The following is a 14,941-nucleotide window of genomic DNA, read 5'->3' as shown; positions in this document are numbered from 1 at the left end:
GCGGTCGCAAGCGGCGAAGCGGCTGCCTTAAGTGTTCAGCTCCAGCAGCAGCGCGTTCAGGCGGCGCACATAATCGGCCGGGTCCGTCAGCTGGTTGCCCGCTGCCAGGTTGGCCTGGTCCAGCAGGATATTGGTGAGGTCGGCGAAGCGGTCCTCATCCTGTTCCTGGTCCAGCCGCTGCACCAGCGGATGTGAGGGGTTCAGCTCGAAAATCGGCTTGGCTTCCGGCAGGGACTGGCCGGCCTGCTCGAGGATGCGGCGCATCTGCGGCCCCAGGTCCTGCTCGCTCACCACCAGGCACGCCGGTGAATCCACCAGGCGGGTGGTTGCGCGCACGTCCTCAACGCGGTTTTCCAGCACTTCCTTGACCCGCTCCACCAGCGCACCGGCGTCTTTCTCCACCTTCTCACGCTCGGCCTTGTCCTCGTCGGTCTCCGCCTCGCCCAGGTCCAGTGCGCCCTTGGCCACGTCCTGGAACGGCTTGCCATCGAACTCGGTCATATGGCCCACAAACCACTCATCCACCTGGTCGGTGAGCAGCAGCACCTCGATGCCCTTCTTGCGGAATACTTCCAGGTAGGGGCTGGACTTGGCAGTGGCAAAGTTGTCGGCGGCCACGTAGTAGATGTACTTCTGGCCATCCTGCATGCGGCCGGTGTAATCCTCCAGGGACTGGTCCTGCTTCGGCTCGTCGGTGTGAGTGGTGGAGAAACGCAGCAGCTTGGCGATTTTCTCCTTGTTGACGAAGTCTTCCGCCGGACCCTCTTTCAGTACATTGCCGAACAGGTTCCAGAATTTCTGGTATTCATCCGCGTCCTTCTTCGCCAGCTTGGACAGCATGTCCAGCACGCGCTTGGTCAGTGCGCTCTTGATGGCATCGGTGTTGCGGTCCTTCTGCAGGATCTCGCGGGACACGTTCAGCGGCAGGTCGTTGGAATCCAGCACGCCCTTGACGAAACGCAGGTACAGCGGCAGGAACTGCTCGGCGTCATCCATGATAAAGGTGCGCTGCACATAGAGTTTCAGGCCGCGGGAGGCATCGCGCTGGTACAGGTCGAACGGTGCGCGACCGGGGATATACAGCAGGCTGGTGTAATCCAGCGTGCCCTCGACACGGTTGTGGCTCCAGGTCAGGGGGTCGTCGAAGTCATGCGCGATATGCTTGTAAAACTCGCGGTACTCCTCGGCCTTGATATCGCTGCGCGGACGGGTCCACAGGGCCTGGGCGGCGTTGACAGCCTCGAACTCCGGCGCCTTGTCTTCCGGTTTCTCTTCCTCGTCCCCGGCCGCAGGCGCTTCCTCCTTCAGCATCTCCACCGGGATGGCGATGTGGTCGGAGTATTTCTTGATGATGGAGCGCAGGCGCCAGCCATCGGCAAATTCGCTGGCGTCATCTTTCAGGTGCAGCACCACGCGGGTTCCGCGCTGCGGCCACTCCACGTTCTCGACGGTGTACTCGGCCTCGCCGTGGCACTCCCAGTGCACGCCCTGGGCGGTATCGGCGCCGGCGCGACGGGTGAACACCTCCACCTTGTCGGCGACGATAAAGGCGGAGTAGAAACCCACCCCGAACTGGCCGATCAGGTGGGCGTCCTTCTGCTGGTCGCCGGTGAGGTTCTGCAGGAAGCTGGCCGTGCCGGAACGGGCGATGGTACCCAGGTTCTCGATCACCTCGTCGCGGCTCATGCCGATGCCGTTATCGGAAATGGTGAGGGTACCGGCGTCCTTGTCGAACTCGATGCGAATATGCAGGTCGGGATCTTCTTCCAGCAGCTCCGGCTTCGCCAGCGCCTCAAAGCGCAACTTGTCGGCGGCGTCGGAAGCATTGGATACCAGCTCGCGCAGGAAAATCTCCTTGTTGGAGTACAGCGAGTGGATCATCAGGTGCAGCAGCTGCTTGGCTTCCGTCTGGAAACCGTGGCTCTCTTTCTGGGCCTCGACGGTCATGGATAGGTCTCCCCTGTCACTTCATTCTGAACAGGGGGCTATATTGGGCCGCGGCCCGCGGTTTCAAGGGCCGCGGGGCCGGGGAAGAGAGGGGAATAGCAGACCGGGAAGTCGCTACTCGCCGGCCAGGGCGGTGGCCAGGTTGCCGTTACCGGTGATATCCACCACGAAATTGGCGGTCAGGTCGGAGATGACGCGCGACTCGGCGTTCATCAGGATAACAATGCCGATCTTGAGCTTCTCCGAATAGGCCACGGCGGCGCGGAATCCGGCCACCCAGCCACCGTGGTAGATGATGCGGTCGTCGCCGATGGTATACAGGCGCCAGCCCAGGCCGTAACCGGCATGGGACAGGTAGTCACGCCAGATGCGGTGGCGCATGTGACGGCGGGTTTCCACCCGCTCGGTGGTGATGTCGGCGATCACCTCCGGCGACAGCACCTTGGGGTAGTAGCCCATCTGTGCCTTCAGCCACTGGGCCATATCGGAGATGCTGGCGTTCACGCCCGCCGCCGGCCCGGCGTAGTAGTACTCCTTCTCGACTTTTACCGGGCGCCAGCCGCGGCCGGTCTGCACATGGGGCGCGGCGCGGTTGTCCGACGCCATAAAGCGCTCCCAGCCCAGGGAGGCATTGTCCATCTTCAGCGGGGAGAAGAAACGGTTGTCCAGCTGGCGCTCGTAGGACACCCCGGTGGCCTTCTGGATCACATCCTCGATCAGGCTGAAGAGGACATTCTGGTAGCCGTAACACTTGCCCGGGGTGCAGCGCGGGTCGATATTGGCGAACTTGGGCAGGATCTTGCTGAGCGGCTGGTCATCTTCCAGGTAGTTGTCATAGGCATTCGGGGTCAGGCCCGAGGAGTGGCTCAGCAGGTGCTCCACCTGCAACTGCTTGGACAGGGACGGGGTCTTGAAGCGCAGCTCCGGCACATAGCGCACCACCTTGTCGCCCCAGTCGAATTTCTGCTCGTGCTCCAGCACCGCGGCCATGCTGGAGGCGAAGGTCTTGGAGACCGAGGCCAGGCGGAACACGGTGTTGTTATCCACCTTCGCCCGCTTGCCCTTGACCCGCACGCCATGGGTATCCATGGCCACCACCTCGTTGCCGCTGACGATCACGTAGGCGGCACCGGGGATCCCGTTCTTTTTCATCAGGCTATGGAAATAGCGATCGAATTGCCGGGCACTGGCATCGATATCCGCCGCCGTGGCGGGCAGCCAGAGACCGGCCAGCATCAGGAGCAGGCACCAGCGGACCGCACCCGGTCGACGCCAGCAGAGACAGATTGTGGTATGGATCAAGGATTTCATTGCCGTACTTCAGGCCGCCGCGGCAGGTCACAGTGTTTAAGTGTAAGACTAGCAGCGAACAGAAAAATTCTCCGGCTGTGCTGCCTGTCACGAAAACAGCGACATTGTAATCACAAATCGCGTGCGACGCATCGCTGCTGAAGTGTGCCCCAGGCACAAAAAAACCGCCCGGGGGCGGTTTCTGGCCTTCAGCAGCGTCCCCGGGATGCCCCGGGGCGCCAGGACGCATCAGGCTTACAGCTTCTCAGCGTTCTCGCTCAGGTAAGCGGCAACGCCTTCCGGAGAGGCGTTCATGCCCTTGTCGCCTTCCTGCCAGCCCGCCGGGCAGACTTCGCCGTGCTCCTGGTGGAACGCCAGGGCGTCGACCATACGCAGCATTTCGTCCACGTTACGGCCCAGCGGCAGGTCGTTGACTACCTGGTGACGTACCACACCTTCCTCGTCGATCAGGAAGGAGCCGCGGAAGGCTACACCGCCCTCGGACTCTACGTCGTAGGCCTGGCAGATCTCGTGCTTCACGTCGGCAACCAGGGAGTACTTGACCGGGCCGATGCCGCCATCGTTGACGGAGGTGTTGCGCCACGCGTTGTGGGAGAACTGGGAGTCGATGGAAACACCGATCACCTCGACGCCACGCTTCTTGAACTCCTCGAAACGGTGATCGAAAGCGATCAGCTCGGACGGGCATACGAAGGTGAAGTCCAGCGGGTAGAAGAAGATCACAGCCTTCTTGCCCTTGATGGTCTCGGCCAGGTTGAAGTCTTCAACGATCTCGCCGTTACCCAGTACCGCGGCAGCGGTGAAGTCCGGAGCAGGTTTGCCTACCAGAACTGCCATAAGAGCCTCCTCATTCCAGTGTTGGATTGGTAATTAAAATGTCGAAACGGTCAATTTATATACAGGAGTAATAAATTGCCATGGAATTGATAGTGGGCCGCAATGATACACAGCCACCCCGGCCAGTCCCATAGAAAATTTATATGGTGTCGATAGCAATGGATTCAATGCCCGGGGCCTGAATTCATGCCGGTGTGCCGACGGACTCCCCGGCGGGGCCCGACCCATCGGTCAGGGTTTCGCGACAATTGCCCTGTGGGTCATGTTTTAGCCAACTAGAATAAAAACCATGCATTCATGGAACCTTATTGACACTCATTCTCAATTGCAATACGATCCACACATCGTTCTTATTTGGGCATTGTGCGCCACAGGGTAGAAGCAGCCATGTACGTATGTATCTGTAAAGGCATTACCGACCGCCAGATCAAGGAAGCCGTGTATGACGGCTCTACCTCGGTCAAGGCCCTGCGTCGCCAGCTGGGCGTATCCTCGCAGTGCGGCCGCTGTGCCGAGCTCACCCAGGAGATCATCGAAGAAACCATGAGTGGCGGTGTTATCGCCAACGCCAACAGCGGCCTGTTCTATTCCGCCAGCTGATGTAATCCGGCGGCCACCCCCCGTGGTCGCCCGCCCCCTCCCCCGCTCCCAGGCCTTCCCCTCTCGCTCCCCCGGCCCTGATCCTTTACTGCATACGAGCCATCACACCAGGTTGCCGCCGCCGATAATGGCCCCGACAACAGTCGCTGCCGGTGCACTAAGCTAAGGAAACCTGCACGGCCACCAGTGGGACAGCATGCGGCATTCCCTCCAGCACCTGGGTGAACAACTGCGCACCAGTTTCCTGACGGTGCCGGCCAGCATGATTGTGCTGGCGATACTTCTCGCCATCGGCCTGCGGCTACTGGACAGCGCCGTCGATGTCGCCGGCGCTACCGGGATTGACTGGCTCAGCATCAGCGACGCCAACAGCGCCCGCGCCCTGCTCTCCACTATTGCCTCTTCCACCATTACCGTGGCCGGTACCGTCTTTTCCATTACGGTGGTGGCACTGACACTGGCCTCTAACCAATTCGGCCCGCGCGTGGTGCGCAATTTTGTCCGCGACCGCAGCACCCAGGTGGCACTGGGGATCTTTCTCGCCTCCTTTGTCTATGCGCTGGTCACCATCCGCAGCATCGATACGCTGGAAGACAACGTCAGCAACTATGACCTGGCCGTGCATGTGGCCATGCTGCTGGCCCTGGCCAGCATCCTGTTCCTGGTGTACTTCATCCATAACGTGGCGCTCACCATCCAGGTGGACAACATCACCCACCAGATCAACCAGGAGTTCCATCGCGCGATCGACCGCGAATACCCGCAGTCCCCGAAAGATATGGAAGGGCAGAAATTCGACGAGGACCGCCTGGAACTGGGCCAGGGCTGGATCAATATCCCCAGCGGCAGCGGCGGCTATGTGCAACTGGTCAACCGCCCGGCCCTGCAGGCCCTGGCGGAGAAATACGATTGCTGCCTGCAGATCACCTGCCACGCGGGAGCCTACGTCAATCACTGGGGTGTCATCGGGCGCATCTTCGACTCACCCGCCGATATGGATTCGCTGCTCACCGGCATTCACTCGGCGGTGGAAATCGGCTCCCAGCCAACCGCCGAACAGGATATTGTCTTTTCCATCCGGCAGCTGTCGCAGATTGCCGTGCGCGCGCTGTCGCCGGGCGTCAATGATCCGTTCACCGCCTATACCTGTGTCGATCGACTGGTGGAGGGACTGGGCACGGTGCTGCAACGACCGGAACCGGGAAACTGCTTTACCGATGAGCTCGGCCGCCTGCGCCTGGTAACGCGGGAGCTGACCTTCGCCGACCTGCTGGATGCCTCACTCGATGAAATCTGTGAGCACGGCCGCGCCAATGGTGTATTCATGCGGCACCTGTTGAATTCCCTGTTGCGCCTGAGCCGTGCCTGCGGCCGCGGGCAGGACCGCCGCGCCATGCTCGCCTATGTGCGGCAGCTGGAAGAGGACTGCGAAACCTTTATCGAGAGCAGCAACGATTTGCAGGCGATCAAATCCCGCGTGGAGGAAATCGCCGCGCAGCTCACCAACTAGCAGCTGACCAAATAAAAGTCCCGCTGCCTGCCCCGCCAACCTGCGCCCGGCATTTTTCCGCGCACAGTAAATAAAAATGACTATCGACAAGGTTTTCGAAGGGCATCTAAAGAGGAATCATTTTCGTTCCGCTTTTCGGCCAAATTTGTGTTTCACCCTTTATATACAGTGTCTGCGTGAATTTTCGCTTCCCTTGACTTGCCGCTGACAGCACCGCAAACTCCACCGCATATGCGCTACCGACCCTACAATAAAATTACTGATAACTGACTGGCGGCGCGGAAGCACACAACTCACAACAGGATATTCCCGCGGGTGCACACCCGGCATCGCGGGCACAGGAGCAAAAGCTATGAAAGGCGATCCCAAGGTCATCGAACACCTCAACAAAGCACTGGGCAACGAGCTGGTGGCCATCAACCAGTATTTCCTGCATGCCCGCATGTATGACAACTGGGGCCTGAAAGAGCTGGGCAAAAAGGAATACGAAGAATCCATCGATGAAATGAAACATGCCGACTGGCTCATCGAGCGGATCCTGTTCCTGGAGGGCATCCCCAACCTGCAACACCTGGGCAAGCTGCTGATCGGCGAAGACCCGCAGGAAATGCTCAAGTGCGACCTGAAGCTGGAATCCAAGGCCATCCCCGACCTGCGCGACGGTATCGCCTACTGTGAATCCGTGCGCGACTACGGCAGCCGCGAGTTGCTGGAGAAAATCCTCGAGTCCGAGGAAGAGCACGTGGACTGGCTGGAAAAGCAGCTGGAGCTGGTCGACATGGTAGGCCTGCAAAACTACCTGCAGACCCAGATGGAAAAAGCCTCCGACGAATAAGGGCTGTTTCCCGGGCGCACACAAGGTGCGCCCCTACGATCTTTTCCCGAATTACCCGGATCCATTGCCGATACCAACGACAGACCGTATCGGGTGACGGGATGCGCCCCCGCGCCGGACCCGGAAACCCGGCCGTAGGGGCGGACCTTGTGTCCGCCCTCCCCCAGCAACCCGCCCCCTCCATCATCCCGGTGGATCGCCATGACGAGGGCATGGGTTAAGCCAGCCTGATACTGGCATTGCACGCACCAGGCCATTCGGGCGCACACAAGGTGCGCCCCTACGATCTTTTCCCGAATTATCCCGGTCCCGTTGCCAATACCAACGACAGACCGTATCAGGTGACGGGATGCGCTCCCGCGTCGGGCCTGGAAACCCGGCCGTAGGGGCGGACCTTGTGTCCGCCCTCCCCCAGCAACCCCAACCCCCTCCATCATTCCGCCGGCTTGACGCCAGGGACCAGGCCTCGTGGACACGGGTATTCGGGCGCATACAAGGTGCGCCCCTACATCATTCCCCGGATCGGTTCGTTCCCCCCGTAGGGGCGCACCTTGTGTGCGCCCTGCCCCACCGGCATACACACGGCCCGATCTGCGGGCATAAAAAAACCGCGGCATTGCCGCGGTTTTTTCGTCCCGGGGACCGGCAAGGTTTACTCGCCGTCCTCGCTCTCGGCGGAGGCCTCTTCCACCAGGGTCTTCAGCTCGCCGCTCTCGTACATCTCCATGATGATGTCACAGCCGCCGACCAGCTCGCCCTTCACCCACAGCTGCGGGAAGGTGGGCCAGTTGGCGTACTTGGGCAGTTCAGAGCGGATATCCGGGTTGGACAGCACATCCACATAGGCAAAACGCTTGCCACAGGCCATCAGCGCCTGGGAGGCGCGCATGGAAAAGCCGCACTGGGGCGCGTTGGGGCTGCCTTTCATGTAGAGCAGGATGGCGTTGTCGGCGATCTGCTGCTTGATGTTCTCCATTGTGTCCATAGGGATAACTAACCTCGGGTAGTGGTACCGGTCGATAAATTGGGCGCTGCGCCGGCCGGGGGCAGTGGCGCGCTGGCCGGCATTGTACCCTAGTGTGCAGTCGCATACGAAAAACGCCAATTCCCGGCCTCCGCGACTATCCCGCCACTATCCTTGTGGTAGTATTGCCGGCCAACCCGGGGAAACTGCGGATTGAAGGCGGCAATGCCGAATTTCCTGCGGAAACCGGATCGACAGGCCTACAGGCAGATCAACAGGAGGAGACAGCAAAGTGGCCATCCCCGCACTGATGCAGAATTACGGCGAAAGGACCCTGACCCTGGTCAGGGGCGAAGGCAACTACGTGTGGGACGACAGCGGCCGACGCTACCTGGACGCCATCTCCGGTATCGCCGTTTGCGGCCTGGGGCACTGCCACCCGGCGGTCACCGCGGCGCTGCAGGACCAGGCCCACACCCTGCTGCACGTGTCCAACCTCTACAATATTCCCGCCCAGGAACAGCTGGCGGAAAAGCTGGTGGCCCTGTCGGGCATGGACAATGTGTTCTTCTCCAACTCCGGTGCCGAGGCCAACGAGGCCGCCATCAAGCTGGCGCGCAAGCTGGGCAACGCGCGCGGGCTGGCCTGCCCGCGCATCGTGGTAATGGAGCACGCCTTCCACGGCCGCACCCTGGCCACCCTCACCGCCACCGGCAACCCCGCCGCCCAGCAGGGCTTCGCCCCGCTGCCGGAGGGCTTCCTGCGGGTGCCCTTCAACGATGTCGCCGCCATCGAGGCACTGGCGGCGCAGCACGACGATATCGTCGCGGTGCTGGTGGAGCCGGTGCAGGGCGAGGGCGGCATCCGCGTCCCCGACAGCGACTACCTGCTGCGCCTGCGCCACCTGTGCAACGACCGCCACTGGCTGCTGATGCTGGACGAGATCCAGACCGGCAACGGCCGCACCGGCGAGTTGTTCGCCTACCAGCACGCCGGCATACTCCCTGATGTGGTCACCACGGCCAAGGGACTGGGCAATGGCGTACCCATCGGTGCCTGCCTGGCCAGCGGTGTGGCGGCGCAGCTGTTCGGCGCCGGCAGCCACGGCTCCACCTTCGGCGGCAACCCGCTGGCCTGCCGCGCCGCCCTGGCGGTGCTGGAAACCCTGGAGAACGAGGCGCTGGTAGAGCGCGCCGCTTCCCTGGGGGCCAGCCTGCTGCAACAGCTGCGGGTGCAGCTGGGTGGCTGTGAGGCCGTGCACGATATCCGCGGGCTGGGCCTGATGGTGGGTATCGAGCTGGACCGCCCCTGCGGCGAACTGGTACAGCAGGCCCGCGCCCACGACCTGTTGATCAATGTCACCGCCGGCAACGTGCTGCGCCTGTTGCCGCCGCTGACACTCACGGACAGCGAGTGCCGCCAGGTGGCCGATACTGTCAGCACACTGGTCCTGCAATTCGCCCGCCAGGCGGCCTGAGGGACGCAACCGGCACAGACATAACAAACCGCCTGTATTAAAGAAGGGAGACAAGACCCATGGCGACCAGACATTTTCTCAGCCTGATGGACCTGAACAGGGAAGAACTCGACACGGTGATCGAGCGCGCCATTGAACTGAAGGCGCTGCGCGCCCAGGGCATCACCACCGAGCCGTTCCGCGACAAGGTACTGGGGATGATCTTCGAGAAGTCCTCCACCCGTACCCGCGTCTCCTTCGAGGCGGGCATGGCGCAGATGGGCGGCAGCGCCCTGTTCCTGTCCCCCCGCGACACCCAGCTGGGCCGCGGCGAGCCGATCGAGGACAGCGCCCGGGTGATCTCGCGCATGGTGGACATGGTGATGATCCGCACCTTCGGCCACAACGTGCTGGAGCGCTTTGCCGCCCACTCGCGGGTGCCGGTGATCAACGCCCTGTCGGACAGCTTCCACCCCTGCCAGCTGCTGGCGGATATCCAGACCTATGTAGAACATCGCGGCAGCCCCAGCGGCCGCGTGGTGGCCTGGGTCGGGGACGGCAATAATATGTGCCACTCCTATATCAACGCCGCGCGCCAGTACGATTTCGAGCTGCGCATCGCCTGCCCCGAGGGCTACGACCCGGATCAGTCCATCGTCGCCAGCGCCGGCGACCGGGTCACCATCGTGCGCAAGCCGGAAGATGCCGTGCGCGGCGCCGACTGGGTGGCAACCGATGTGTGGGCCTCCATGGGCCAGGAGACCGAACAGCACCAGCGCCTCAAGGCATTCGAGGGCTACCTGGTGGACCACGAGCTGATGAGCCACGCCAACAGCGAGGCGATCTTCATGCACTGCCTGCCCGCCCACCGCGGCGAGGAAGTGAGCGCCGAACTGCTGGAAGACGAAAACATTTCCGTGGTGTGGGACGAGGCGGAAAACCGCCTGCACGCCCAGAAGGCGCTGATGGAATTCCTGCAGGAAAACAGCAACTGATTTTCCCGCGTCACATTCCTTTGCGGTAACCCTTCACAGTAGTGAACCCAGGGCGCCCGCGCCGGTTGCACCGGCCGGGCGCTTTTTTTATGTTGGCGCCAGAAATGGTTTGAAAGCGTGAACCGCCCCGTGTAACTTGCCGCGCCCCGGCGGCGGGCAGGCATTCCCGGGTGTTCGTTTTTTGTGCACGGCGGGCCGAAGCTGGCCGGTTATTTTTCCACCGCCTTGGCCAACGCGCCCCGGCGCTCAAAAAACAACCGGCATAGATGATCAACAGTGCGAAACAGCTGGTGATTTTTACGCCACTGGCGCGCCCTTCATCGGCGCATAATGCCACGCAAAAATGGACGCCGTAGTACCACTTTGCTCACTGACTACACAGGTCAAAACAGTTATTGCCCAGGTTAATTTAGGGGCCCAAAACTATTAAAAAAAATTCTTAAAAACACCGGCTTTTCTTCACAGCTGGTCACCTTTTAGACACCACCAGCAACGGCGGGCGCTGGCGGCAGAGTAGCTACTGACCTTCACCGCCTACCCACAATTTATCCACAGATAACCCCCGAGTTATCCGCCTTGAAAATCGGCCTCTACCGCATTATCTTGTTGCGCAGTCGAGGGGCAACCCCAACATATAGGGTTTTACTCCCAACACAGCCCCAAGCTGACAGGGGCCGGTCAAGACTCTGCGCCAACCGGTTTGGCGCCACTCAGTCAGTCAGAAGTTTTCCAGATGAATCCAGAGGTACCCGGGCGGCATTGTTCCGCCACCGGCACCCGGATGTGTCGCGCCCAGAGGTAACAGGTCGGTGACCGGGAGCCACAGGTAATACGACACAGACGGGGGCACGGCCTGTTCGCCCTCCCCGCCCGCACCCACCGGTGACGGACGGGCAACCGGGGCGACGGGGACCCCGCGACAGGCCGCGCAGGTGACGCGGATAACAAGCGGAAATAACTCAGTAAATACTTGCGGAGATCTACATGCACACAGAGACAGGGCGCTCTCAGGCCGTTCCTTCCGAAAACGGCACTTCCAGGGATCAGGCCGGTAGCGACACCACCCTCGCCGCCACCGCGCCGGGACAGGTTCGCGTCATCAAGCGCAACGGCACCGTGGTGCCCTATGACGACAGCAAGATCTCCGTCGCTGTCACCAAGGCGTTTCTCGCCGTAGAGGGCGGCACCGCCGCAGCCTCCAGCCGCATCCACGAGAAAGTGCAGGAGCTGGTGGGCCAGATCAGCGCCACCTTCAAGCGCCGCATGCCCTCCGGTGGCACCATCCACATCGAGGAAATCCAGGACCAGGTGGAACTGGCCCTGATGCGCGCCGGTGAGCACAAGATCGCCCGCGACTACGTCCTCTACCGCGAGGAGCACGCCCGCCTGCGTGCCGAGAAGGGCCAGCAGGCAGAAGCCCCCGCCCAGGCCGCTGAGACCCACCCCAGCATCCGCGTGAAGCAGGAAGACGGCAGCATGCTGCCGCTGGACCTGGACCGCCTGCGCACCATCGTCGCCGAGGCCTGCGAGGGCCTGAAGGACGTGGACGGCGAGGCCATCCTGAGCGAGGCGCTGCGCAACCTGTACGACGGCGTCTCCCAGGAAGACATCAACACCGCGCTGGTGATCACCGCCCGCACCATGGTCGAGCAGGAACCCAACTACACCTACGCCACCGCCTGCCTGCTGCTGGACAAGCTGCGCGCCGAGGCCCTGCGTTTCCTGGGTGTGGCCAACGACGCCACCGCCCACGAGATGGAAGACCTGTACAGCCAGACCCTGGCCGCCTACGTGGAAAAAGGCATCGAGCTGGAGCTGCTGGACCCGGCCCTGGCCACCTTCGACCTGGAGAAACTGGGCTTCGCCATCAAGGGCGAGCGCGATCACCAGTTCACCTACCTGGGCCTGCAGACCCTGTACGACCGCTACTTCCTGCACAGCGACGACATCCGTTTCGAGCTGCCGCAGATCTTCTTCATGCGCGTCGCCATGGGCCTGGCCATCAATGAAGAAAACCCGAACGAGCGCGCGATCGAGTTCTACGACCTGCTGAGCTCCTTCGACTACATGAGCTCCACGCCCACCCTGTTCAACGCCGGCACCCTGCGCCCGCAGCTGTCCTCCTGCTACCTGACCACGGTGCCGGACGACCTGCACGGCATCTACGGCGCCATCCAGGACAACGCCATGCTGTCCAAGTGGGCCGGCGGCCTGGGTAACGACTGGACGCCGGTGCGTTCCCTGGGTTCCTACATCAAGGGCACCAACGGCAAGTCCCAGGGCGTGGTGCCGTTCCTGAAAGTGGCCAACGACACCGCCGTGGCGGTGAACCAGGGCGGCAAGCGCAAGGGCGCCGTGTGTGCCTACCTGGAAACCTGGCACCTGGATATCGAGGAATTCCTGGAGCTGCGCAAGAACACCGGTGACGACCGTCGCCGCACCCACGACATGAACACCGCCAACTGGGTACCGGACCTGTTCATGAAGCGCGTGTTCGAGGACGAGGAGTGGACCCTGTTCTCCCCGGCCACCTGCCCCGACCTGCACGACCTGGTGGGCACCGCCTTCGAGGAGCGCTACAAGCACTACGAGCAGCTGGCCGCCGAGGGCAAGCTGAAGCTGCACAAGAAAGTGCGCGCACTGGACCTGTGGCGCAAGATGCTGGGCATGCTGTTCGAGACCGGCCACCCGTGGATCACCTTCAAGGACAGCTGCAACCTGCGCAGCCCGCAGCAGCACGCCGGTGTGGTACACAGCTCCAACCTGTGCACCGAGATCACCCTGAACACCAAGGCGAACGACGAGATCGCCGTGTGCAACCTGGGCTCCGTGAACCTGGCCCAGCACATTGGTGAAGATGGCCAGCTGGACCGCGCCAAGCTGTCCAAGACCGTCAACACCGCCGTGCGCATGCTCGATAACGTCATCGACATCAACTACTACTCCGTGGACACCGCGCGCCAGTCCAACTTCCGTCACCGCCCGGTGGGCCTGGGCCTGATGGGCTTCCAGGACGCGCTGTACCGCGCCGGCATCTCCTACGCCAGCGACGAGGCGGTGCAGTTCGCGGACATCACCATGGAAGCCATCAGCTACGAGGCCATCTCCGCCTCCAGCGACCTGGCGGCCGAGCGCGGCAAGTACCAGAGCTACGACGGCTCCCTGTGGAGCCAGGGCATCCTGCCGCTGGACTCCATCAAGGTACTGGCGGAGCAACGCGGTGAGAAATACATCGAGCAGGACACCAACAGCACCCTCGACTGGGACAGCCTGCGCAGCAAGGTGAAAACCCAGGGCATGCGCAACTCCAACGTGATGGCGATCGCCCCCACCGCGACCATCGCCAACATCACCGGGGTTTCCCAGTCCATCGAGCCCACGTACCAGAACCTGTACGTGAAATCGAACCTGTCCGGCGAGTTCACCGTGGTGAACCCGTACCTGGTGCACGACCTGAAAGACCGCGGCCTGTGGGACCAGGTAATGGTCAACGACCTGAAATACTACGAGGGCTCGGTACAGAAGATCGAGCGCGTGCCGGCGGACCTGAAAGCCAAGTACGCCACCGCCTTCGAGGTGGAGCCGCGCTGGATCGTGGACGCCGCCAGCCGTCGCCAGAAGTGGATCGACCAGGCCCAGTCCCTGAACCTGTACATCGCCGGCGCCGACGGCCGCAAGCTGGACCTGACCTATCGCATGGCCTGGTACCGTGGCCTGAAGACCACTTACTACCTGCGCGCCCTGGCCGCCACCAGCACGGAAAAATCCACCGTGAACGGTGGCAACCTGAACGCGGTAAGCGCCGGCGCCACCAACGGCGCGGCAGCGGCAGCACCAGCCGCCGCCCCGGCCGCCGAACCGCAGGCAGCCCCGGTACCCCAGGCCTGTTCCCTGGACGACCCGGACTGCGAGGCCTGCCAGTAAGAAGTAGTAGTTTCCCCGCAAGGGGAAACCTGAAAGGCACCTTTAAAGGCACTTTCAGAAATCGTAGCGAGCGGGTGGCTGGTGGTGGCCGCCGGAGCGGAGGCAGCGGAGTGTATAGGTAATACATGAGCATGCCGACCGGGCTGGCGCACCAGCACCGCCGGACGCCGCCAGGCGCACGCGCAGTAGATTTATGAAGGTGCCGTAAAGTCTCTCGGGGGAGAGCGTCTAACCGCACTGCGGCTAAGACCATAAGCTGCGCCCCCGGTCCCCTGCCCTTCTATGGGGGAAGCGCGGGAAGTAACGGACCGGGGAGTGGCAGCACTCGAAACCCGAATGGTGGGAACCCGATTCCACCGCAAACTTGATCTGGCGCAGGAAGCCCTGCACCAGCCCGGGTTAAAAATAACCCGGACACAAATACTGCCCTGGTGCCTGGACCACCCCTGTGGCGTCAGCGCACCGGGGACGGGATTTCGGAAACGCAGACATACATCCCTGTAGCTCCGGCCGCGCCTTCCCTGGCGCGGACGGTTCCGAAACCCCGCCCCCGGCGCACTGA

Annotated in this window: 10 protein-coding genes; 6 read left to right on the top strand and 4 right to left on the bottom strand. The window is 62.3% G+C overall.

Features of this window, described 5'->3' with window-relative positions:
• Nucleotides 1-27: 27 nt before the first annotated feature.
• The 3 genes from htpG to LVE68_RS16000 all read right to left on the bottom strand — a co-directional run bounded on the left by htpG (nt 28) and on the right by LVE68_RS16000 (nt 4,095).
• Complete coding sequence (gene htpG / locus LVE68_RS16010; RefSeq protein WP_232941441.1) at nt 28-1,947, bottom strand: molecular chaperone HtpG; 1,920 nt, start codon at nt 1,945-1,947, stop codon at nt 28-30.
• Between the two features lie 114 nt (nt 1,948-2,061).
• The gene (locus LVE68_RS16005) at nt 2,062-3,258 is read right to left on the bottom strand and encodes a serine hydrolase domain-containing protein (protein ID WP_232941440.1); all 1,197 of its coding nucleotides are present in this window, start codon (nt 3,256-3,258) and stop codon (nt 2,062-2,064) included.
• 234 nt (nt 3,259-3,492) lie between these two features.
• Nucleotides 3,493-4,095, bottom strand: a complete 603-nt coding sequence (locus LVE68_RS16000; RefSeq protein ID WP_232941439.1) for a peroxiredoxin — start codon at nt 4,093-4,095, stop codon at nt 3,493-3,495.
• 387 nt (nt 4,096-4,482) lie between these two features.
• On the opposite strand from LVE68_RS16000, the gene LVE68_RS15995 reads away from it, so the two are divergent.
• The 3 genes from LVE68_RS15995 to bfr all read left to right on the top strand — a co-directional run bounded on the left by LVE68_RS15995 (nt 4,483) and on the right by bfr (nt 7,040).
• A complete protein-coding gene (locus tag LVE68_RS15995; RefSeq protein WP_232941438.1) occupies nt 4,483-4,695 on the top strand; it encodes a bacterioferritin-associated ferredoxin in 213 nt (70 codons plus the stop codon).
• 196 nt (nt 4,696-4,891) lie between these two features.
• The gene (locus LVE68_RS15990; RefSeq protein ID WP_232941437.1) at nt 4,892-6,205 is read left to right on the top strand and encodes a DUF2254 domain-containing protein; all 1,314 of its coding nucleotides are present in this window, start codon (nt 4,892-4,894) and stop codon (nt 6,203-6,205) included.
• 352 nt (nt 6,206-6,557) lie between these two features.
• Nucleotides 6,558-7,040: a bacterioferritin gene (bfr, locus tag LVE68_RS15985; protein WP_232941436.1), complete on the top strand. Its 483-nt coding sequence runs from the start codon at nt 6,558-6,560 to the stop codon at nt 7,038-7,040.
• Between the two features lie 652 nt (nt 7,041-7,692).
• On the opposite strand, the gene grxD is transcribed toward bfr, so the two are convergent.
• A complete protein-coding gene (gene grxD, locus LVE68_RS15980; RefSeq protein WP_232941435.1) occupies nt 7,693-8,025 on the bottom strand; it encodes a Grx4 family monothiol glutaredoxin in 333 nt (110 codons plus the stop codon).
• A 271-nt stretch (nt 8,026-8,296) separates the two neighbouring features.
• Here grxD and LVE68_RS15975 point away from each other — a divergent pair, with 271 nt between their 5' ends.
• The 3 genes from LVE68_RS15975 to LVE68_RS15965 all read left to right on the top strand — a co-directional run bounded on the left by LVE68_RS15975 (nt 8,297) and on the right by LVE68_RS15965 (nt 14,379).
• Complete coding sequence (locus LVE68_RS15975; protein WP_232941434.1) at nt 8,297-9,481, top strand: aspartate aminotransferase family protein; 1,185 nt, start codon at nt 8,297-8,299, stop codon at nt 9,479-9,481.
• A 59-nt stretch (nt 9,482-9,540) separates the two neighbouring features.
• Nucleotides 9,541-10,455 carry an ornithine carbamoyltransferase gene (argF, locus tag LVE68_RS15970; RefSeq protein ID WP_232941433.1) on the top strand — a complete coding sequence of 305 codons (915 nt, stop codon included), beginning with the start codon at nt 9,541-9,543 and terminating at the stop codon, nt 10,453-10,455.
• 984 nt (nt 10,456-11,439) lie between these two features.
• Nucleotides 11,440-14,379, top strand: a complete 2,940-nt coding sequence (locus LVE68_RS15965; RefSeq protein ID WP_232941432.1) for a ribonucleoside-diphosphate reductase subunit alpha — start codon at nt 11,440-11,442, stop codon at nt 14,377-14,379.
• The last annotated feature ends 562 nt before the right edge of the window (nt 14,380-14,941 follow it).

It is taken from the genome of Microbulbifer sp. YPW16 (assembly GCF_021290385.1).
Classification (GTDB): domain Bacteria; phylum Pseudomonadota; class Gammaproteobacteria; order Pseudomonadales; family Cellvibrionaceae; genus Microbulbifer; species Microbulbifer zhoushanensis.
Note: the sequence above shows the minus strand (reverse complement) of the source record. Positions and strands in the feature narration are given on the sequence as shown.